Origin of the sequence: Desulfitobacterium sp. (assembly GCF_034927245.1) — a bacterium.
GTDB lineage: Bacteria > Bacillota > Desulfitobacteriia > Desulfitobacteriales > Desulfitobacteriaceae > Desulfitobacterium_A.
In genome coordinates this window covers 49,882-70,883 of sequence record NZ_JAYFQK010000020.1, presented here as the reverse complement: position 1 = coordinate 70,883, position 21,002 = coordinate 49,882, and the positions used below count along the sequence as shown (strand labels likewise).

At 43.0% G+C, this 21,002-nt stretch carries 17 protein-coding genes, 1 tRNA gene and 1 pseudogene; 13 read left to right on the top strand and 6 right to left on the bottom strand.

The genetic code is table 11. The features are described from left to right. Positions 1-120 precede the first annotated feature (120 nt). Positions 121-786 (top strand): 4Fe-4S dicluster domain-containing protein, encoded by a 666-nt coding sequence (locus VB077_RS05800; protein ID WP_323414277.1) that lies wholly within the window; start codon positions 121-123, stop codon positions 784-786. On the opposite strand, the gene aspD is transcribed toward VB077_RS05800, so the two are convergent. Continuing rightward, positions 783-2,432: an aspartate 4-decarboxylase gene (aspD, locus tag VB077_RS05795; RefSeq protein WP_323414276.1), complete on the bottom strand. Its 1,650-nt coding sequence runs from the start codon at positions 2,430-2,432 to the stop codon at positions 783-785. The genes VB077_RS05800 and aspD overlap by 4 nt on opposite strands. A 142-nt stretch (positions 2,433-2,574) precedes the next feature. Here aspD and VB077_RS05790 point away from each other — a divergent pair. From VB077_RS05790 to VB077_RS05770, 4 genes are all read left to right on the top strand, one after another. Beyond that, positions 2,575-2,661 (top strand) — tRNA-Leu (locus VB077_RS05790). Positions 2,662-2,831: 170 nt separating this feature from the next. Further along, complete coding sequence (locus VB077_RS05785; RefSeq protein WP_323414275.1) at positions 2,832-3,518, top strand: DUF421 domain-containing protein; 687 nt, start codon at positions 2,832-2,834, stop codon at positions 3,516-3,518. A 491-nt stretch (positions 3,519-4,009) separates the two neighbouring features. Next, the gene (locus VB077_RS05775; RefSeq protein WP_323414273.1) at positions 4,010-4,462 is read left to right on the top strand and encodes a hypothetical protein; all 453 of its coding nucleotides are present in this window, start codon (positions 4,010-4,012) and stop codon (positions 4,460-4,462) included. A gap of 118 nt (positions 4,463-4,580) precedes the next feature. Then, the gene (locus VB077_RS05770; protein WP_323414272.1) at positions 4,581-5,648 is read left to right on the top strand and encodes an HD-GYP domain-containing protein; all 1,068 of its coding nucleotides are present in this window, start codon (positions 4,581-4,583) and stop codon (positions 5,646-5,648) included. A gap of 108 nt (positions 5,649-5,756) precedes the next feature. Here the strand turns inward: VB077_RS05770 and VB077_RS05765 are convergent. Next, positions 5,757-7,883: pseudogene (locus VB077_RS05765) on the bottom strand (thioredoxin domain-containing protein). A 352-nt stretch (positions 7,884-8,235) separates the two neighbouring features. Between VB077_RS05765 and VB077_RS05760 the strand changes: the two are divergent. The 4 genes from VB077_RS05760 (at position 8,236) to hypB (ending at position 12,358) form a co-directional block, all read left to right on the top strand. Further along, a complete protein-coding gene (locus tag VB077_RS05760; RefSeq protein ID WP_323414271.1) occupies positions 8,236-9,969 on the top strand; it encodes a cell wall-binding repeat-containing protein in 1,734 nt (577 codons plus the stop codon). A gap of 43 nt (positions 9,970-10,012) precedes the next feature. Then, positions 10,013-11,212 carry an iron-containing alcohol dehydrogenase gene (locus tag VB077_RS05755; RefSeq protein WP_323414270.1) on the top strand — a complete coding sequence of 400 codons (1,200 nt, stop codon included), beginning with the start codon at positions 10,013-10,015 and terminating at the stop codon, positions 11,210-11,212. A 124-nt stretch (positions 11,213-11,336) separates the two neighbouring features. After that, positions 11,337-11,678: a hydrogenase maturation nickel metallochaperone HypA gene (hypA, locus tag VB077_RS05750; protein ID WP_323414269.1), complete on the top strand. Its 342-nt coding sequence runs from the start codon at positions 11,337-11,339 to the stop codon at positions 11,676-11,678. Beyond that, positions 11,678-12,358, top strand: coding sequence for a hydrogenase nickel incorporation protein HypB (gene hypB / locus VB077_RS05745; RefSeq protein ID WP_323414268.1), 681 nt, complete (start codon positions 11,678-11,680; stop codon positions 12,356-12,358). The genes hypA and hypB overlap by 1 nt, the downstream gene beginning before the upstream one ends. Before the next feature lie 40 nt (positions 12,359-12,398). On the opposite strand, the gene VB077_RS05740 is transcribed toward hypB, so the two are convergent. From VB077_RS05740 to VB077_RS05725, 4 genes are read right to left on the bottom strand one after another with little or no spacing between them, the layout of a single operon-like run. Next, positions 12,399-12,884 carry a HyaD/HybD family hydrogenase maturation endopeptidase gene (locus VB077_RS05740; protein WP_323414267.1) on the bottom strand — a complete coding sequence of 162 codons (486 nt, stop codon included), beginning with the start codon at positions 12,882-12,884 and terminating at the stop codon, positions 12,399-12,401. Then, positions 12,881-13,471 (bottom strand): Ni/Fe-hydrogenase, b-type cytochrome subunit, encoded by a 591-nt coding sequence (gene cybH / locus VB077_RS05735; RefSeq protein WP_323414266.1) that lies wholly within the window; start codon positions 13,469-13,471, stop codon positions 12,881-12,883. The genes VB077_RS05740 and cybH overlap by 4 nt, the downstream gene beginning before the upstream one ends. Before the next feature lie 16 nt (positions 13,472-13,487). Then, entirely contained in the window at positions 13,488-15,047 is a 1,560-nt protein-coding gene (locus VB077_RS05730) for a nickel-dependent hydrogenase large subunit (RefSeq protein WP_323414265.1), read from the bottom strand. A gap of 1 nt (position 15,048) precedes the next feature. Next, positions 15,049-16,125, bottom strand: a complete 1,077-nt coding sequence (locus tag VB077_RS05725; RefSeq protein ID WP_323414264.1) for a hydrogenase small subunit — start codon at positions 16,123-16,125, stop codon at positions 15,049-15,051. A gap of 277 nt (positions 16,126-16,402) precedes the next feature. Here VB077_RS05725 and hypF point away from each other — a divergent pair, with 277 nt between their 5' ends. From hypF to hypE, 4 genes are read left to right on the top strand one after another with little or no spacing between them, the layout of a single operon-like run. Continuing rightward, positions 16,403-18,664, top strand: coding sequence for a carbamoyltransferase HypF (gene hypF / locus VB077_RS05720; RefSeq protein ID WP_323414263.1), 2,262 nt, complete (start codon positions 16,403-16,405; stop codon positions 18,662-18,664). Between the two features lies 1 nt (position 18,665). Further along, positions 18,666-18,893 carry a HypC/HybG/HupF family hydrogenase formation chaperone gene (locus tag VB077_RS05715; protein WP_323414262.1) on the top strand — a complete coding sequence of 76 codons (228 nt, stop codon included), beginning with the start codon at positions 18,666-18,668 and terminating at the stop codon, positions 18,891-18,893. Further along, on the top strand, positions 18,880-19,968 hold the full coding sequence (gene hypD / locus VB077_RS05710) for a hydrogenase formation protein HypD (protein ID WP_323414261.1): 1,089 nt from the start codon (positions 18,880-18,882) through the stop codon (positions 19,966-19,968). The genes VB077_RS05715 and hypD overlap by 14 nt, the downstream gene beginning before the upstream one ends. Further along, positions 19,969-20,961 (top strand): hydrogenase expression/formation protein HypE, encoded by a 993-nt coding sequence (hypE, locus tag VB077_RS05705; RefSeq protein WP_323414260.1) that lies wholly within the window; start codon positions 19,969-19,971, stop codon positions 20,959-20,961. The last annotated feature ends 41 nt before the right edge of the window (positions 20,962-21,002 follow it).

The window sequence follows — 21,002 nt, the reverse complement described above, 5'->3', positions numbered from 1 at the left end:
TTCTTTACTACTAATTAATATCATAAAAATTAGTATATGTAAATAAATACCAGTATATCAATTATATGTTATAATTATCTAAAAAGTTTACATGCCAAAAAGAAAGGGGCTGTTCATTTAATGGATAGGGTAAAACAGATCCGATTAACCCGTCGAAATGCTATAAAAGGCGGTTTCTTTATGGGAGGAGCCCTGGCGCTAGGGATTCTTCCCGGAAAAGTTGCGCAGGCAGAAGCTGAAACAAAAACGGCTACCGATAGAAAAAAACAACTCGGTTTTCTATATGATGAAACGAAATGTATTATGTGCGGGGCTTGTGTTCAAGCTTGCAAACAGGCCAATAATTGGGAGGAAGGTGTTCAGTGGCGCAAGCTCATTATTGGTGATCAGCATAATCTGTCCATGAGTTGTAACCATTGTGAAGATCCGGCTTGTGCGTCGGTATGTCCTGTAGGAGCGTATTCGAAACGTGAGAAAGACGGGATTGTCATTCATAACAAAAAGCGTTGTGTGGGTTGTAAATATTGTCTATATGCCTGTCCTTACCATGCACCGCAATTCGGTGAGGAATCGGGCGCAATCAGTAAATGTCATTTTTGTTATCCTCTTCAGGATCAAGGAGAAAAACCGGCTTGTGTTAGGGCTTGCCCAGCGAAGGCGCTTCAGTATGGGGAAATTAATGAGCTAATGAAAACTTCAGGAGCCGTACGCGGTCGGTTAGAGGGGTTGCCTTCTCCGAAAATGACAATGCCCTCATTCGTTATAATCCCGAAATCTTTGCCCTAATTCTTGGGCATAGGAGCGGAATTCTTCCAATTGTCAATATACATTTCAAGGATACGATGCAACGCTTGACCAATATGCGAATAATCTTCATCTTTAAGGTTAGCCAGGGATATTCGGATTGACCACTCCGGTCCGTGGAAGCCGCCGCCATTTAATAAGACGATGGAAGATTCTTCTGCGAGGCGGACCAAAATATCAATAGGCTTATATTGTTCATGCAAATATTTAGCGAAATCATCTCCATAATAATGGGTTGCCCATTCTAATAGATCAAATTCAGTGTAATAGGCCGCGTCATAAGGGTCAGGACGTAAATCCAGTCCAAGACTGTCAAATAGCAACTTTTGACGATGACGGCAGATTTGTTTCGTTAATTCCTTATAGCGATTATCTTTATCAAGCAAGGTGAAAAGAGCAAAAAAAGCCATCTGAACCTGCTGGGGAGTTGATAAGCCCGACGTATGCTTAAGGGCAACTTGACGGCTATCGGCAACTACCCGATCCAAGAAACGGATATCTCCAGGGTGGGTCGAGAGAGATTCATATCGTTTTTTGGCTTTCAATTGCAGCTTTTCCGGCAATTTCTTGAGCAAGTGATCAAAGACATTTTTTTGCTGCAGGGTAATTACCCCCAGGCGCCATCCGGTGACCCCAAAAAATTTGGAAAACGAATAAACTCCGATTGTATTAAAGGGTAAGCTAGCAGTCAAGGAATGGTAGTTATCGACGAATGTTCCGTATACATCATCCGAAATAATCATTAGATCAGGATTATGTTTGTTGACGATTAACCTGATGTGTTCTACTGTTTCCGGTCTCATTGCCACGGAAGGAGGATTACTGGGGTTGACGATAAATAATGCTTTAATTTCGGGATCCTTTAGTTTTTCAATTTCGGATTCCGGATATTGCCATGTGTGAGTGCCGTCAGAGGTCACCTCTGAAGCGTTGATAGGCACAATTTTGAAATCGTAACGCGGTAAATGCGGAATTTCAAGATACGGGGTAAAGACAGGTACCATCACGGCAATGCTATCCTTTTTGGCCAATAGGTTATTAGCGATTAAAGAATCAAAAATGTAGCACATTGCCGCCGTTGCTCCTTCAACGGCAAATATATCATAATCTAGATGGGGAGTTTGAGGATTGAGACTATATAGTTCTTGGGTAAGATAATCTTTTACTATTTTTTCGACATGAACAAGCATTCGGTCAGGCAGGGGATAGTTATCGCCAATGATACCATCCGCCAGTTCATAGACCCAATCATCGGGATTAAAACCTTTAGTTTGAATCCCGTAATCAATCATTTTTCGGAGAAGGTCCATTCCCGGAGCGTCTGCATGATTTTGCGCATAACCATAAAATCGTTCGGCAATTCCATCATGCCGGGGCATTCCCGCAAGATCCCCCTGATTCCAAACTTTGCGCGTTTCTTCAACCGCGAATAAACCAAAAGTAAAGAAAGCTTCGCGGGGAGCAGCGGCAGTCCAGTTGGGGTTACCTCTTCCTGCATCAAGCAAGGTATGGGTACCCTTTTGGCGACTGTCTTCGGCAAGGCTGATTAGTTGATCTTTTAATTCAAATGGACTAATCTGTCCATAGACTTTTTCAATCTCTAGACGGATAAGGTCAGGTTTCGTCATTTTGTGTTTCCCCCATTCTTATCTACCCCGATACTTTTTATGATTATCGTTGATAGTATGTACACAAGAGATAAGGTCTATATAAGTTTTACGATATTCTATTGACTTTTTTTAAACCAAGCCATATAATAATCTCTGTTACGCGGTCATGGCGGAACTGGCAGACGCGCTAGGTTCAGGTCCTAGTGATAGCAATATCGTGGAGGTTCAAGTCCTCTTGACCGCACCAATATTTAAACACTCAAGCCCTTGATATTAAGGGCTTTTTCTTTTTATAATCTTTTAATAAAAGCGGATCAGGCGTATTACCTAACCCGTACAAACTTCATAGAATAAAATGGCTTGGGCATACTATAGGCGAGGTATACAATGAATGGGGATTGATCGGGGCGATACAGAATGCACTATGACATTTTACTTCGCACTATACTCGCTTTTTTTGTCCTTTTAATTCTGACGCGGATTTTAGGAAAAAAACAACTAAGCCATCTCACGTTTTTTAATTATATAACAGGGATTACTTTCGGTAACATTGCTGCTGAGCTTGCAAGTGAGAAAGATATAAAGATTCTTGAAGGTTTAATTAGTTTAGTTGTGTGGACGGGATTAACAATTATTGTTGAGTTTATTAGTTTAAAATCGGGAAGAATCAGAAGAATTTTTAATGGAGAACCAACTATAATCATTAAGAAAGGAAAAATCCAACAACAGGCGATGTCCAAAATGAGGTTAAATTTAGAGAGCTTACTTACAATGCTCAGAAATTGCAATGTTTTTTCATTAACGGATGTAGATTATGCAATTATGGAAACTGATGGTCATCTAAGTGTACTGAAAAAGCCGGATAAACAAACGGTTATAAAGCGGGATTTGAACATAAAAGGTGGCAGAAGTATTTTGCCGACTGAGATTATTGTGGAAGGGAAAATAGTCAAGAAAAACCTTCTGGAGTTAAACATAAGTTATCAATGGGTTTACCAACAAATAAGAAAAGCCGGGTTTAATTCGGTAAATGAAATTTTATACGCAGAACTTGAGAATGACGGCCGGCTCTTTATTGATAAATATGAAAATAAAACTAACTAGGCTACATATATAAAAACCGAGGTTATGATCCCTCGGTTTTTTGTGTTATTTTATCTCTGAAAATCTTCATAAGTACTTGCACTTGAAAATTTTGTCCCTACATATAATGGATTAACCTGGTAATAAAAGGAGGAACAATCCTATGCATCATATAGTACGTCGGGGAGAATCCCTTCATGGAATAGCTAGACACCATCATACCCATGTTCATCATCTACTTCATTTGAATCCTAGACTACGTCACCGCCCTAATCTAATTTATCCGGGTGAGAGAATTAGAGTCAGGTAGAGTTTGCAATTTCCCGTTCAGTCGAAAAAACCTTCGGATATTCCGAAGGTTTTTTCTATTCATAAGTAAATTGAAGCATGCCCTCGAAATTAATGCTAAAATAAATATAGTAAGTTCTTAATTGTTATGCATTCCTTTTTTAGCAATCATTTTTGTAAAAGAATAACTACATAGAGAATGACGTAAATAGGGGGTAAGAGAAATGAACCATATATATGAAGTATCCTCTACTCGACTCGAAAAAGTGACTGAAGAATTAAGTCTGGATTGGCAGAATATTTACGGACTGTCACTTGTTTCAGTGATAGGGGACGAACGGGAGTATTGGGATCACGTTAACCGAAATGGACGGATTTACTATTACCGTGACGATGACGATTCGATCGCGGTACTTATTTCTCTTACGAAAAAAGAGGCCGCTGTGACCATTGACCTGCTTTATATTAAACCCAAAAGCTATGACCAAGATCTGGGCATGCTAATGCTTAACTTTGCAGAGAGGGTTGCCTTGAAGTGGAATGCTTATTCCATAAAGTATATGTTTTCGGAGAAGAGCGGTTCGGAACCTCTTTTACCCAAATTTCAAAAATTAGGCTATTCATGTCTGTGTCCTATTGAACTGAAGGGAACGGTTCTTTGTACGAAAATGCTTTAAAGAAATAACCGGAACAGAAGTTGAAATTAAGGAGGAATATAATAATATTCCCCGAAATAAATATTTCAATAATTATATTAAGTCTAATTACTTTAATTACTGAAAGGTTTGTAAATCAATGCGTTTAGTCAATATTAATTACGTTAAAGAGGGAGAGGTTTTGGCTCGCCCAATCATAAGTCCATATGGTAATGTTATGCTCCAATCCGGAATTCCGTTAATGCGCTCCTATATTAACCGTTTAATCCAGATGGGGGTTGATGTTTTATTTATTGAAGACGATTTGTTTGATGATGTGGAGATTTATACCGGGATTTCGGCCCAAACACGGGAAGAGGCCTTCTCCACAATGAGTAATTTAACTAATTATATAAAAGATGGTCAATTAAATACACTTGGCGTGGAAAAGATTCAAGCCGTAATTGAGCAAATGATTAATGATCTTATGTCCAGCCGTGATATCTTAAGTAATATTGTTGAAATTCGAGATTACGATAGTTACACTTATCGCCATTCCATCAATACAACAGTGATTGCCCTTCTTGAGGGGATTGCCATGGGTTGGTCTAATGCACGGCTTTTAGAACTTGGAATGGGAGTTATTATGCATGATGTTGGAAAGATGAAAATTCCTCAAGAAATTCTGAACAAACAAGGACCATTAACAGATTTTGAATTTGATGAAATTAAAAAACATACAATTTATGGTTTTGAATTTTTACGTAAAAATCAAGATTTTAGTTTGCTCTCCGCTCATATTGCCTACCAGCATCAGGAAAAATGGGACGGGTCAGGTTACCCGCGCGGACTCAAAGGAACCGAGATTCATGAGTTTGGGAGAGTCACAGCTATTGCAGATGTTTACGAAGCATTAACGAGCAAAAGAGTATATCGAAATGAAATGCAGCCCCACGAAGCTTTTGAATATGTTATGGCTCAACGGGGGACGCATTTTGAACCTAGGGTCCTTGATGTTTTTTCAAAATGCATTGCTGTTTATCCCTCAGGGTGTGGTATAGAGTTAAGCAACGGATTGCGGGGCAATGTTATTCGTCAAAATCCATCATTCCCGACTCGCCCCTTTGTACGCATGACGCATAAGGGGGATAGCCGCTTGCGCCAGCCTGTTGATGTTAATTTAGCTGAACATCCGTCTATTATGATAGTTACAGTGGAAAATAGATAAAAAAATATAATAGGAAGGGACAGATCGGATTGAAATAAATCTGATCTGTCCCTTCTTTATTGGAATTTAGCTTTTTTCGGATAACGCAATTTTGCTGCTTGGATTTCATTAAGTATTCTTGATACTATTTTTGAGCAGGGTTTCGAGTTCACCCGGTGATTCGACAGGTTTTTGGCAAGTGAAATTTGTACAAAAATAGGCCAATACTTTGTCAGGCTCTAAAGGATAATCTTGAACCCAGGGAAGAAGTTCTCCAAGCGTTCCGTCATGGTAAAGCAATGAAGAATAGGGTAAAAACTGTGAAAAGAAGGTTTGCTTTAAGGGTAAAAGTCCGGGATGGTCAAGTGGACCGACAAAGAGGAGTTCTTGACTGGGATGCAGCGCGTATTGGAGGGCTTGGAGAAAGGCAGTATAGCCGGCGGGGTATTTATCAAGGGTGGAACGAAAGGAAAGAAGTTGTTGTTCTGCCCTTAGTTCCCATCGTTCATCCCCGGTGAGGCGGGCAAGCCGAAGAAGATTAAGCGCTGTGATCGAGTTACCTGAAGGAAGTGCCCCATCATAGATTTCTTTGGGACGGAGAAGGAGTTCTTCTGCATCAGAGCCTGTTAGATAATATCCGCCGGCTTCTTCATCCATAAAAAGGGTGTCAAGCTTTTCTTGGAGGGAGAGCGCCATTTTTAAGTATTGAGATTTGCCGCCGGTCATATAGAGTTCGAGAAGCCCCCAGATGAAAAAGGCATAATCATCGAGATAGCCGAGATAGGCAGCATTTCCTTCACGAAAACGGACCAATAGTCGTCCGTTGGGACAAAGGTTTTCTAATATGAAGTGCGCCGCTTTCTCAGCGGCTTGAATATATTGAGCATCGCCCAAAACTTGTCCGCCTTTTGCTAAGGCAGCAATCATTATCCCATTCCAGGAGGTTAGAATTTTATCATCCTTATGGGGGTGAATCCGTTTTTCCCGTGACTGCCAAAGTTTCTGGCGATCCTCTTCTAACAGGGCGGTGAGCGCTTCAAAGCTGAGATGATGCTTCCTGGCGAGTTCTTCTAAACTTACAGAAAGCTGATTCGGAATCGATTTACCTTCAAAATTTCCCGTAACAGTAATATTAAAGGCCTCACAGAAGAGCATAGAACGATCTTTCCCGAGCACTTCATCTATTTCTGCAGGTGTCCAGACATAAAACTTGCCTTCTACTCCTTCGGAATCAGCGTCTTCCGCAGAGTAAAAGCCTCCCTCCGGTGAAGTCATATCACGGAGAACATAAGTTAGGATTTCTTTTGCCTTTTGGGCATCCCGGGGTTCCTTTTGCGCTTGGTACATTTCTATATATGAAATAGCAAGCAAGGCATTGTCATAGAGCATTTTCTCAAAATGGGGCACAAGCCATTTTTGATCTGTAGAGTAGCGGGCAAACCCAAAGCCAATATGGTCATAGATCCCTCCTTGACCCATCGAATCAAGGGTTTTTCGAATCATCGTATTTGCTTGGCTTTCCGGATGGTCTTTGGCATAGCGAAGCAGAAAAGTCAAGTTATGGGGGGAGGGAAACTTGGGAGCTTGACCAAAGCCGCCAAAGCGGGAATCAAAGTTCTTGGCTAAGGTTTGGTAAGCTTGTTCAATCAGATCACTTGCCCAGGATCTGAAATCAAGGGAATTGTCTCCTAAATTTTGAGGTTCAAGAAGCCCCTGCTTTTTAGGAGAGGTAATGGCTCTTATGATTTCTTTAGCGGATTTTCGAAGTTTCTCTTCATCTTTTTCCCAAAGTTCACTGACCTGGCTGAGGATGTCGACAAGTCCGGGTCGCCCGTAGCGGCTGTGTTTGGGAAAATAAGTTCCCGTGTAAAAGGGCTGCTTTTCAGGTGTCATGAGAATCGTTAACGGCCATCCCCCTGAACCGGTTAAAGCCTGGCAGAATTCCATGTACAGGTGATCGATATCAGGCCGTTCTTCACGATCAACCTTGATTGCGACAAAGCTGCGGTTGAGCAGCTCCGCGACTTCCGTGTCTTCAAAAGACTCGCGTTCCATGACGTGGCACCAGTGACATGTGGATATAAACCACTACGAATACCCAATAGATAAGAAAACAGGTTTATTCTCTGTTTTCGCTTTTTGAAAAGCCTCTTCATTCCAGGGGTACCAGTTTACGGGGTTATACGCGTGCTGGAGGAGATATGGAGATTTTTCTTGAGCTAATCTATTGGGGGTTCTGTTAGTTGTCAAGGGCATCACCTTCTTTCCTAGACTAATTTTTTAATTATTATATCCCAAATTAAAATAAGATACCAAAAATAAGAAAAATGGAGAAATAACCTTACACCCTGTACTAAATAAGTAGGATAAAAAACGGGTTCAGCGTAATAAAAGCTGAACCCGTTTGTAATGCTGATCAGCTTTAAATGGGGTATTAAACAGTATATTATCTATTTTCGCGCATGAAAAAGGTGATGGTTTCGAATATTTGTTCTTTGGGGTTGTTTTACCATTAATAATACGATAGACTAGCATCTCTTTCGACAGGCTTTACTTCTTCAACATGAGATAATTATTCGGATTTCGAATTTGAAGGAGTGGCGTTGAGGTGAATACGAAGATACCCATATCTATTTTAGTTTTATGGAGCAGCCTTTTTATCGGCCTACCTGTTTATGGTGCGGATAGTTTAAATCCCGCTGTTGATGCACCGCCAATAATAAGGACGTATCGGCTTGCAGGGGACACACGGTATGAGACGGCTAAAGCTATCTCTGAATATTATGCAAACGAAAAGGTCAAGAATGTCATATTGGCAACGGGCAATGATTTCGCTGATGCATTATCGGCCAGTGTCTTAGCTTTTCAAAAGGAGGCCCCTATCCTCCTCGTTGATCCATCTAGCGATAGTTTTAAAGATGCCCTTGACTATGTTCGTGTTCATCTAGAACCAACAGGCACGATTTATCTCATCGGTGGTGCCGGCATAATAGGTACGGAATTTGAGACACGTCTTAATGATCTTGGTTTTAGAAATATAGTGAGGATTATCGGCTTAGATAGGTATGATACCTCGTATAAGATAGCGAGATCCCTTAATGACAAATCAGTATCGACAGTCGTGATATCCCCAGGTGAACACTATGCGGATGCCCTAAGTATTTCAAGCTTTGCCGCGAATAATGGCTGGCCTATTTTATTAACTTCCCAAGATACACTCCCCGCAAGGATAAGAAACTATATTGATGAAACGAAGCCTGCGAAAGTCTATATCACCGGGGGAACAGGAGTAATTTCAGACCATGTCCAATCAGAAATTAGGGAGTTGTTACCTGATGCGAGTGTTGAACGGTTAACAGGCGAATCCCGCTTTGATACGAATACAACGATTGCGGAAACCTTTGCACCGAGTCCATCAACAGTTTACCTAGCTAACGGTTACGGATTCGCCGATGCTTTGGCAGGCAGTGCTGTTGCCTCAAAATATGGAGACCCCATCCTCTTTATTGATCCCTCTGTACCATCATTGCCAAAATCTACAGCACGATATCTGGAAAGGCTTTGTGAGAACCATGTAAGCCCAAACATTGTGGCCTTTGGTGGAAGCGGCGTTGTACCGAGTGAGATCATCGAAAATACAAGTGACTTGATTTCAGGAAAAGTAAAAGGAACAAATATATGCTTTGTAGAAGATATAAATACGGCGGTTACTCAAAACGAAACTTATGTTTTGCCGAAAACGGTTCAAGCTAAGCTTTATAACAGTGATACTTTTGATGTGCCTGTAAAGTGGAGCTCTACATCGGTTGATACCGGCAAACCCGGGGTATATGTCTTTGAGGGAATCGTAGATGGATATGACAAATCGATTAAACTTAATCTCACCGTTAAACAACCGGTGCCTATCGCCCAATATTCGACTCAATTTGACTCAAGTCAAGTTAACCGTACCGAGAATATCCGTCTTGCAGCAAAAGCACTTGACGGAAAACAGCTTGCCCCCGGTGAACGCTTTTCATTCAATGAGAGTGTTGGTGAGCGAACAAGTGAAGCGGGGTATAAAGAGGCGCTGATTATTGAAGGAGATGCCTTTGCTCCCGGACTGGGCGGGGGAATCTGCCAAGTTTCTTCCACACTGTATAATACAGTGCTTCTTGCCCATCTAGAAGTTATTGAAAGACATCCTCACTCTTTGCCAGTCAGTTACGTTCCACCCGGTCGGGATGCAACAGTAGCCTTTCCTGTGCTTGACTTTAAATTCAGGAATAATACGGATACGACTCTCTTAATCCGTAGTTTTATTGAAGGAAATGCATTAACCATTCAATTTTACAAACAGTAAAGAACGGGTCCTATAGCACGATAGGGGAAAGAGGAGGTTATGAATGTATAAACTGTATTGCCGAACATATCAAGTCACTTTAAAAGTATTGAGTAACCTCCTGCCCTGGCGTCAGCCGGAATTATTAGAGGGCGAAAATAGTCTTCAAGAGCTTCCGGAAATCATTAAAAGTAAGGGCATCGAAGCGGTCTTGATTATAACCGGCCCAGTGATTTCATCCTTAGGACTGATGGACGAACTGCTCAAGGGGTTAAAAGATCAAGGCATCGACTATGCAGTGTATGACAAGACAGTTCCAAACCCTACGATTGATAATATTGAGGAAGCATTACAAATGTACAAAGCATACCGATGCAAGGGAATTGTTGCCTTTGGCGGGGGATCACCTATGGACTGTGCTAAAGGCGTAGGTGCCCGTATAGCAAGACCGGAAAAAAGCATTTCTCAAATGAAGGGCTTATTTAAAGTTAGGCGTAAGATTCCGCCCCTGTTTGCAATTCCCACAACAGCCGGTACGGGGAGTGAAACAACACTTGCGGCCGTGATTACCGATAGTCGGACTCATGAAAAGTATCCTATCAATGATATCTCACTTATCCCTCTTTATGCAATTCTTGATCCAATGCTTACCGTAGAACTCCCGCCTCATATTACCGCTGCTACGGGTCTTGATGCCTTGACCCATGCTGTTGAAGCATACATTGGCCGAAGCAATACAAGACAGACGAAAAAGTATGCTCGGGAGGCGGTCAAGCTTATTTTTGAAAATCTTTATGAAGCCTATTCGAATGGGACAAACCTTGCCGCGCGTGCGAATATGCAAAAGGCTTCTTTCTATGCGGGAATAGCCTTCACACGAGCTTATGTCGGTAATGTCCATGCGATAGCACATACACTCGGCGGATTTTACCAAATCCCGCATGGCTTAGCGAATGCCATTATTCTACCCTATGTCTTAAAATACTACGGAGCAACTGCGTATAAACCCTTAGCAGAGCTGGCCGATTGGGCAGGAATTGCGTTAATCGGTGATACTGTGGAACAAAAGGCGTTAAAATTCATCCAAGAGATCGAAAAACTTAATGAAAGCATGGAAATACCCAAAAAGGTAAGCGGTATTACTGACAGCGATATACCGGTAATGGCAAAGCGTGCGCTTGCCGAAAGCAACCCATTATATCCTGTACCTAAGATTATGTCGGAAACGGATATGTTAAATATGTATAATAGAATTAAGGAGTAGGGTCGTTGTGCATCTGCCGCAGTTATGACATATTTATGGAGGACATTTGCTTGAAATGTCGAAACATTACATTAATATGCTCAATAATGGATAGAATAGTTTCGAAGGACATAGGAGGTAGGGTGTGCACGAAATGTCTTTGATGGGGGGAGTATTTGAGGCCATTGAAAAAACTCTTTCCCAGTATGAAGTCAAGAGGGTACTACAGGTTAAACTCAAGGTTGGAGAACTGACTAATGCAGTACCGGAAGCATTGCAGATGGCCTTTGAAGCGTATAGCAAGGATACTTTGTGTGAAGGAGCAGAGCTGATTGTGGAGCGGGTTCCTATACGCGGTTGCTGTCGTAAATGCCACCATGAGTTTAATGTTAATACAATGATATTTATTTGCCCAAATTGTGGTGATACGGGCATTGAAGTGATTCAAGGAGAGGAACTTTTAATCGAAAGCATGGAGGTTGAATAATGGAATCAAATCGACGTGAAATTGAAGTGATGGCGAATCTCTTGGGCTCAAATGATCTGCAGGCTGACGTTAATCGAACCCATTTTCGCAAAAATAATTGTTTGGCCATTAACGTAATAGGATCACCGGGCTCAGGGAAAACAACACTTTTGGAAAAAACCTTGCCCTTATTATCGGCTGAATTGCATGTGGGGGTTATCGAGGGAGATATTTTTACAAATAAAGATGCGGACCGCATAGCGGTTTATAAGGTTCCTGTTATCCAAATCAATACAGGCGGTGCATGTCATCTTGACAGTAAAATGGTCAGTAAGGTCTTGCCGGAGTTTGATTGGAAGGCACTGGATCTCATGGTTATCGAGAATGTGGGAAATCTTGTTTGTCCGGCAGACTTTGATCTTGGAGAAGCATTTAAAGTGATCGTTTTAAGCATTGTCGAGGGCGATGATAAGCCGTCTAAATATCCTGTGATTTTCCGCAATGCTCAGGCGGTTGTTCTCAATAAGATGGATCTTGAAGGATTGACGGACGTCAATATGGATCATATGAAACGGGATATTCGGCAGATTAATCCGGATATTCAAATCTTTGAAGTTTCTTGCCGCAACGGGAATGGACTGACAGAGTGGGTAAACTGGTTAACTCAGAAGGCCAAAGATTTTAAGGAATTTAAGGAATAAAAACAGCCCTCGCCATACTAGATGACGAGGGCTGTTTTCGTTACAAACTAAATTTTCCTTCACTTTGAAGGGAATCAATCTGGTTCATGACTAAGTCTGCTAAGCGGGGAAAAAGGGCTTGTATTTCCGGACTGATGTCCATGCCCCATTCTAAGCTTTTCGGTTGAACACCGAATATTAAGGTCTGCGGAGCTTGACCCACCAACGGGGCCATGTTTAAAACTTCAATAATCCCGACTTGGTGAAAAGAAACCTCAAACTTTTCAGGAAAGACTTGAAGATCTTCCGGCTGGAAACGGAACAATGCACCAGGTTCAGCTTTAGCGTTGACTGCGTCAATAATGATGAGAAAGTCGACTTCTTGGATGAGGTGAATTAATTCTAGTCCGGCTGTTCCGCCTTCAAGAAGTTCTACATTTTCCGGAAGTGTTCTTTTAGAAAGTTCATCGAGAAAGCGAACCCCTAAACCTTCATCCGATAAAAGAACATTTCCTACTCCCATCACCATAATCCGGGGAGTATTCATTGTTTAATACCCTTCTTTTGTTCAGTTTTTCCAAAAAACATGAGCAGAAACATTTCGTAAGCTTCGGTAAAAACGAGATAGACATGGATAATAATGATCGCGATGAGTATCCACATTGTGATATAGTGAATTCCTCGAACCGTTGCCAAGCCTCCCATACTACTGGCTAGGCTCTTGAATATCTCGGGTTTGTAGAGGATAAAGCCCGTAAATGCCTGAAAGACGGTGAGAATCGGCAGGGCTATATAAGCCATTTTTTGAAGCGGATTATATTTCCCGGTTTCGGGATGTTCGCCGATAAACAAATAGTACTTGATTTGCGGCCAGATGGTTTTTAGATCTTGTTTATTGAGGAAAAATGAATCATAGTCTTTATATTTTCCTCTAAAAGAGTAATAGAAACGAACAACCCCGTTAATGATCAATAAAAACATGAAAATAAAGTGGAAATTGCGGATCAGATTCATAGGCATTCCGGGGTAGGGTGAATGGATCAGAAGACCTGTGGTAATTAATACCGCAAAATTGATGAGATTGATATAGTGACTTACACGCTGAAATAAGGGGTGATCAAGTGGGCTAGCCATGCTGTTACCTCCTTTTCTACCAGCCGATTTGATACTTATGAATGTCATTGGTGACCGGATCGATAAGGTGAATCGCACAAGCAAGGCAAGGATCGTACGAACGGACAACCCGTACAATATTAATAGGATTTTCTAAATCGGGAACGGGTACGCCGATTAAGGCTTGTTCAACGGGTCCGAGAATCCCCTTATCATCCCGTGGCGAAAAATTCCAAGTGGTTGGAACAACCATTTGATAGTTTTCGATTTTATGATCGTTTAGTTTAACAAAGTGACCGAGTGCACCGCGTGGGGCCTCTGTCATGCCGGCACCTTGCCCGGTTGCCGGAGCTTCCCAATGATTGGTATCATGAATCCGGAAATTCGAACCCATTTCTTTCTCCAGGGCATCGACCCAGTTTAACATTTCTTTAGCAAGAAGGAGGGTTTCATAAGCGCGGGCGGCATGTCTGGCTACCGCACCGGGTTTGATACCGTAGTGGGTGATAATATTCATGAGCTCTTGGGGTTGCATAATAAGCATGCGCGCAAAGGGACCGACTTCCATAGGCTGGCTGTCATAACGAGGCGCCTTGACAAATGAATAAGCACCTTTTTTATCAAGATCCGGTGTTGTGTCAGATAGGAACGGTGTTTTGCCGTTTGCACTATCTTTATACCATGAATATTGCACATCTTCCATGATCTTTGCTTGATCAACAGGTATGATGGTGTTTAAATCGCCGTTCATAATGATACCGGCTTTAAGGAACAAATCCTTTCCTTCATCATCACGGGCAAATCCGCCATAAGACAGATAGTTGCCATTGCCTCCGCCGACACCTGCTTGAGCTAAGGGCAAGAGTGGACCGGTACCGAAGTTTAAGACATCGGCTAAATAGATTTTTTCAATAAAATCAAGCTGTTCTAAAAGCATCGAGCGGAATTGTTCGACTGTTTGAATGTTCGGCAGCATTGTAACGCCGCCAACCACGATCGAAGATTGATGGGGCTGTTTTCCGGCAAACAATGCAGACATCTTCTTAGCCTTAGCTTGCATTTCTAAAGCTTTAAGGTAATGAGCGACAGCCGTTGTAACCAATTCAGGGTCGTTAACGCTGAATTCATCCGGTTTGTAGCGGGGAGTTAAGGGAGCGGTATCACCGGCATCAACAAGTTTTCCGATTTTCTCTTTAACCGCAACGAGTCCCGGGTCTTTTCCCTGGTAATGAGTGACAGCCATGACATCGATGTAATCCAGAGCACTGAGGTGGTAAAAATGAAGCGGATGATCATGAAGCCACATCGCCCCGATGATAAGGTTACGGATAAGCCGTCCGCCGGCAGGAACTTTGGCATTAAAAGCTTGATCTAAAGCTAAGGAGGAGGCCCATCCGTGTGAACCGGCACAAACGCCGCAGACCCTTTCCGTAACATAAGTGGCATCGCGGGGATCGCGGCCGCGAAGCATGGGTTCAAATCCTCTATACATAGTTCCTATAACATGGGCATCGGAAACTTTACCATTCTCAATTTCTACTTCTATACGTAAATGTCCCTCTATGCGTGTAATCGGATCGACTACAATTTTTGTCATCTTACATATCCTCCTTGTGGTGATCCTTTTTTAATCTACCGCTTGCCGCTGTGGCAACTAAATGGACGCCGACGCCAATGGCTGCGGCTCCTCCGACTGTTTTGCCGACGGTATCTGCACTGACCTGGCCAATGCCGGGAAGTTTTGCGTCTTCATGTTTTGAATAAAGGGGGCTGTTCGTATTATAGAAATTTATCTCAGCACAACCCGAACAGGGTGATCCTGCATTGATGCAGAAGTTCGTGTTGTCATTCCACCAGACTTGGGCACAGTCGGTATGGGTTTTCGGGCCTTTACAGCCTTTTAATAATAAGCAATAATTCTTTTGAACCGGGTCGTTCCAATCCGTGAGAAATTCTCCGTTTTCAAAATGACCCCGCCTTGGGCAGTTATCATGCAGCAGCGTTCCGTAGTAAGCAATCGGACGATTATCAGAATCAAGGGGAGGAACTTTTTGATAGGTCAAGTAATAAATGATTGTTCCGATCAAGGTATTGGGTTTAACCGGGCATCGCGGAAGATTGATCAACGGTGTCGTGATTCCTTCTGCCTTGAGAATTTCGGATACGCCGACGGCACCGGTTGCACAAGCACCCGGAATTCCTGCGCCTTCGGTGGCACAGCTGCCAATGGCGATAACTGCCTGGGCTTTTCGGGCAGCTTCGATTACGGTTTTACGGAAAGGTTTTCCTCCAACCATACAATATCGGTCTTCTTTAAATGGAATAGAACCTTCGACGACGAGAATAAACTTATCATTGAGAGCTTCTTGATAAGCTTCTTCGGATGTTTTGCCGGATCCGGCCATAATAGTTTCATGATAGCGAAGTGAAATCATATCCAATATAAGTTCAGCAGCGGAGGGATTTAACGTAGCAATTGTTGATTCAGTACAACCCGTGCAATCCATCCCTTCCAACCAAATTACGGGGGGTTTGTTTAGTGCCTGTTCTACCGCGTTAGCAGCTTGCGGGGCTGCCAGGTCGGGCAAGCCAAAAGCCGCTATTGTTGCTCCGATAATCTTCATAAAGTCACGACGAGAAACACCTTTTGCATTGAGTAAATCAAACTTTCCCATAAAAAGCTAAACACCTCCAAATAATTCAAATAGTATGAAAACTTAAAATAGTTAAAATATACTATTATCACATATTACTTTTTATTCGTTAAGAAAAATATAATTCCTGCATAATACTAAAAAGAACTTTTACTATATTCTATAAAGTTGAAAATCTCCCCTAAATATATAAATTTTCGCAAATAATCTTATCGCCTTGAAAGATATTACAATTTGTATGTATAATTGAAAATATTAGACTAGACAATTGGAATGCTGGGAAAGCGGGTCAATTGAGATGAAAAATGCGGCAAAGATGATTTATTTGAAAGGAATTGTTCAGGGAGTTGGGTTTAGGCCTTTTGCTTATAAACTTGCTCACGAAATGAATATTACGGGCTGGGTCAATAACTCAAGCAGAGGTGTAAAAATCCATGCCGAAGGGGATAATCTTGACATCTTTTATCAGCGCTTGCTTACGGAGGCGCCGCCTTTGGCCAAGATTGTCTCTCATCAAGCCGTAGCAAGTGAGTTTAAAAACTATCCAACATTCGAAATTGTTCAGAGCGATGCGGAAACAGAGGCGGATGTCCTCATTTCTCCTGATATTGCTACCTGCAATGACTGTCTTGAAGAGATGAGAAATCCTGCAAATCGCCGCTATAAATACCCATTTACAAACTGTACAAATTGCGGGCCGCGTTATACAATAATCCGCAATGTTCCCTATGATCGTGCTCAAACAACTATGGCGGATTTTACAATGTGTGAGTCATGTTTGACTGAATACCATGATCCCGGGGATCGGCGTTTTCACGCTCAACCGGTTGCCTGTCCTGAATGTGGACCAAAAGTTCAGCTTTTGGATGCAAAGGGCCGGCTGATCCCGGGAATAGGCATAGCCCAACTCGCACAAGGAGCAATTCTTGCCGTCAAAGGGCTCGGAGGGTTTCATCTTGTTTGTGATGCTCACAACGCGGAAGCGGTGCGTCTCTTGCGTGCACGAAAGGAGAGGGGCGGAAAGCCTTTTGCTTTAATGACAAGCTCAGTTGAGAAAGCGCGTGATCAGGTCATGATTGGTCACGAAGAGGAGAAGTTATTACGAAGCCCTTCCGCTCCGATTGTCATCTTAGAACGTCGGAGAAATTCTGCTCATGCTTTGCCTGAGGAACTTGCCCCAGGTCTGCACACATTGGGAATTATGCTTCCTTATACACCGCTTCATCATCTTTTATTAGAGGGTCCGTATGATTTTTTAGTGATGACAAGTGCAAATCGCAGCGGCAGCCCTCTTATTTATAAAAATGACGAAGCTTTAAAAGACTTAATAGGAATAGCTGACTATTTTTTAATTCATGACCGAGATATTTATCACCCCTGTGATGACTCGGTTGTGCAGGTTATTGGCGGGGAGCCTGTATTTTTCCGGCGTGCCCGCGGTTATGTGCCGTTACCCATTTTGATGACTTCAATCCAGGTAAAGACTCCGCTGCTCGGGGTGGGCGGTGAACTTAAGAATGCGTTTTGTCTGGCCTCAGGGGAAAGAGCCTTTGTCAGCCAATACCTCGGCGATATGGAAGGGTATGAAAATCTTCAAAGGTATCATCAAGAACTGGAATCTTTCGAAAGAGTAGTCAATATCACCCCCCAGGCGCTGGCCTATGATAAACATCCCAACTATCAACTGACGCGGTTTGCGCTGGAGCAGCCATTACCTAAACATTCCGTACAGCATCACCATGCACACTTAGTGAGTGTCTTGGGTGAATGGGACAGAACTGAGCCTGCCTTAGGGGTTATTTGTGACGGAACGGGTTTTGGGAATGACGGATGTATTTGGGGCTTCGAACTTTTATACGGTAATGCTTCAGGCTTTACGCGTAGAGGCCATCTCGAATATTTACCGCTCCCGGGCGGGGATGCCGGAGCCAAACATCCTTTGCGTATTGCCTATGCTTATCTCAAAACCCTTTTATCCGAGGATGAATGGGGGCAAACTAAAAATCTATGGACTGATCTTTCGGCAGAGGAGTGTCAAATCATTAATCGCCAGCTTGAAACAGGAATTCAAGTTTTCAGGACGTCAAGCGCCGGACGGCTTTTTGATGCGGTGAGCGGGCTGCTTGGGGTATGCCGGAAAGTGACATATGAAGGACAAGCGGCGATTGAACTGGAAAGTACCGCTTTGAACTATAAGCGAGAAAACCAGATACTCTATCCTTATGAAGTGCAAGTTGAGGATTCCCAATTGATCTTAAAGGTAGGGGTTTTGTTTAAGGCCCTTGTCCAAGATTTAGGGCATGGCGTAAGCCGGGAAGAAATCGCCTATCGTTTTCATCGGACTGTTGCTCAGGCGATCGTTGACCTGGCGATCCAAGGTGGAGTAGGAAAAGGTCCTTTAGTTTTAAGCGGCGGAGTTTTCCAAAATAAACTGCTGACCGAAGAGGTTCTTAAGCAGTGCCAAGATCAACAGATTGAAACTTTGCGTTCCCGAACTCTTCCTCCGGGGGATGGAGGACTTGCCTTTGGACAGTTATTAATAGCGAATGAGGTGTTATAATATGTGTTTAGCCATACCTGCCAAAGTTATTTCGATGGATGGTTCTATTGCAAAAGTTGACATGATGGGGAATGAACGTATAGTCAGTATTGATTTAGTTCCGGAAGTTCAGATCGGTGAGTTTGTTTTAATTCATGCAGGATTTGCGATTGAGATTATTGATGATGAGATTGCCCAAGAGACGGAAAAACTATGGTTGGAGGTCGCCGATAGCTATGAAGAAGAATGAAGAACTGCGGGCCAAAGCAGATGCTTACCGCGCAGAAATTCAAGATTTAGCCCAGCGTCCCTATAATATTATGGAAGTGTGCGGAACCCATACCGTGGCCATTGCCAAAAACGCTCTGCGTGATTTGCTGCCGGATACCATTCACTTAATTTCCGGACCGGGTTGTCCCGTATGTGTGACCGATAACAGTGATATTGACCGTTTTCTTTATTTAGCCGCTCAACCTAACGTGATCACAGCAACCTTTGGCGATATGATTCGGGTTCCCGGTACGAAAAAAGATCTTCAGACACTGAGGGCTGAAGGAGCAGATGTCCGCATCGTTTACTCAACTCAGGATGCCTTAGAATTAGCACGGCATAACCCGGGAAAAGAAGTTGTCTTTCTGGGAATCGGCTTTGAAACGACAGTTCCTACCGTAGCCGTAAGTATCAAGACGGCCCAAAAGGAAAATATTGCGAATTACAGTGTGCTGTCCATGCATAAGGTCGTACCTCCGGTATTAAGATTTTTGGCTGAGGACAAGGAGATTATGGTCGATGCCTTCCTTGATCCGGGTCACGTCTGTGCAGTTATCGGGATAGAACCGATTAAGTTTATGGCCGAGAAATATGGGAAACCGGGAGTGGTGACAGGGTTTGAAGCACTGGATATTTTAGAGGCCATAGCAATGCTCCTCCGACAGCGTAAGGAGGGGCGATCGGAAATTGAAATTCAATACAATCGTGTGGTCAAAGCCAAGGGGAATCCTCATGCTCAATTGATTATGAATCAAGTCTTTGAGCCTGTTGATGCTTCGTGGCGCGGTATAGGATTAATTTCTCAAAGCGGCTTAGGAATTCGCGAAGAATATTCACAATGGGATGCAATCCGCAAGTTTTCTCTTCCCGTTTTTCATTCGAAAGAAACACCGGGCTGCCGTTGCGGTGATGTTTTGAAAGGACTTATCTATCCCACACAGTGCCCTCTATTTGCCAAGCATTGTACACCCATGAAACCGGTAGGCCCTTGCATGGTATCTTCGGAAGGGTCATGCGCGGCATATTATCGTTATTTACAAGGAAGTGTAAAATAAATGGAACGTATTATGATGGCCCATGGAAGCGGCGGACGGGTAAGTCATGAATTAATTCAAGCTTTATTTCAAAAACATCTGGGAAATATGTATTTGGATCAGATGAATGATGCCACTGTATTGCCGGGCAATGATAACATTGCGGTAACTACAGATTCCTTTGTGATTTCTCCGCTCTTTTTTCGGGGAGGGAATATCGGCAAGCTGGCAGTATGCGGTACAGTGAATGATCTGGCGGTCAGCGGAGCTATACCCCAGTTTTTAACCTTGGCCCTGATTTTAGAAGAAGGTTTGCCTATCCGGGATTTAGAGGAGATTATTGAAAGTGTGGCTCAAACCGCTGATCAGGCCGGCGTTAAAGTCGTTTGCGGCGATACAAAAGTAGTGGAAAGGGGTAACGCGGATAAGATTTTCATTAACACAACCGGAATCGGCTATATTACCAATCGCTTAGTCGGTCCAAAGTACATTCAGCCCGGCGATGAAATTCTTATTACCGGAACGATAGGTGATCATGGAATCGCGATTTTGTCAGAGCGGGAGGGTCTTGAATTTCAGACTCCGGTGCTCAGTGATTGCGCACCCCTAAACAGATTGATTGATGATTTTTATCTTCCGGGAGTAAAATGTATGAGAGATCCTACCCGCGGCGGTGTTGCGACAACATTAAATGAATTGGCGCAGCAAGCGGGTGTAAGCATGATTTTGGAAGAAGAGAAGCTGCCCCTCTTGCCTAGTGTCCAAGGGGCCTGTGGGATGTTAGGGCTTGAGCCCCTGTACTTAGCGAATGAGGGTAAAGCCTTGGTTATTGCGGCTGCTGAGGTTGCAGAAGAAGTTCTTTCCAAGATGAAGGAGCATCCCCTGGGACGTTTTGCCGCCAAGATCGGCCGTGTTGAAGACGGAAAACCGGGACTTGTTCTTTTAGATACACCTCTGGGCGGAAAACGAATAGTCGGAATGCTTGAAGGCGAACATCTTCCCCGTATATGCTAAGGCAAAATGGGCTGTTGTACAATGAACTCGAGTTCATGTCA

Excerpts from the sequence above, each read along its gene's own strand:
- VB077_RS05730 (WP_323414265.1), bottom strand. The coding sequence starts at position 15,047 with ATGACAAAAATTGTAGTCGATCCGATTACACGCATAGAGGGACATTTA.
- VB077_RS05775 (WP_323414273.1), top strand. The coding sequence starts at position 4,010 with ATGAACCATATATATGAAGTATCCTCTACTCGACTCGAAAAAGTGACT.
- cybH (WP_323414266.1), bottom strand. The coding sequence starts at position 13,471 with ATGGCTAGCCCACTTGATCACCCCTTATTTCAGCGTGTAAGTCACTAT.
- hypE (WP_323414260.1), top strand. The coding sequence starts at position 19,969 with ATGGAACGTATTATGATGGCCCATGGAAGCGGCGGACGGGTAAGTCAT.
- hypB (WP_323414268.1), top strand. The coding sequence starts at position 11,678 with ATGGAATCAAATCGACGTGAAATTGAAGTGATGGCGAATCTCTTGGGC.
- VB077_RS05725 (WP_323414264.1), bottom strand. The coding sequence starts at position 16,125 with ATGGGAAAGTTTGATTTACTCAATGCAAAAGGTGTTTCTCGTCGTGAC.
- VB077_RS05770 (WP_323414272.1), top strand. The coding sequence starts at position 4,581 with ATGCGTTTAGTCAATATTAATTACGTTAAAGAGGGAGAGGTTTTGGCT.
- VB077_RS05785 (WP_323414275.1), top strand. The coding sequence starts at position 2,832 with ATGCACTATGACATTTTACTTCGCACTATACTCGCTTTTTTTGTCCTT.
- aspD (WP_323414276.1), bottom strand. The coding sequence starts at position 2,432 with ATGACGAAACCTGACCTTATCCGTCTAGAGATTGAAAAAGTCTATGGA.
- VB077_RS05800 (WP_323414277.1), top strand. The coding sequence starts at position 121 with ATGGATAGGGTAAAACAGATCCGATTAACCCGTCGAAATGCTATAAAA.
- VB077_RS05755 (WP_323414270.1), top strand. The coding sequence starts at position 10,013 with ATGTATAAACTGTATTGCCGAACATATCAAGTCACTTTAAAAGTATTG.
- VB077_RS05715 (WP_323414262.1), top strand. The coding sequence starts at position 18,666 with ATGTGTTTAGCCATACCTGCCAAAGTTATTTCGATGGATGGTTCTATT.
- hypD (WP_323414261.1), top strand. The coding sequence starts at position 18,880 with ATGAAGAAGAATGAAGAACTGCGGGCCAAAGCAGATGCTTACCGCGCA.
- VB077_RS05740 (WP_323414267.1), bottom strand. The coding sequence starts at position 12,884 with ATGAATACTCCCCGGATTATGGTGATGGGAGTAGGAAATGTTCTTTTA.
- hypF (WP_323414263.1), top strand. The coding sequence starts at position 16,403 with ATGAAAAATGCGGCAAAGATGATTTATTTGAAAGGAATTGTTCAGGGA.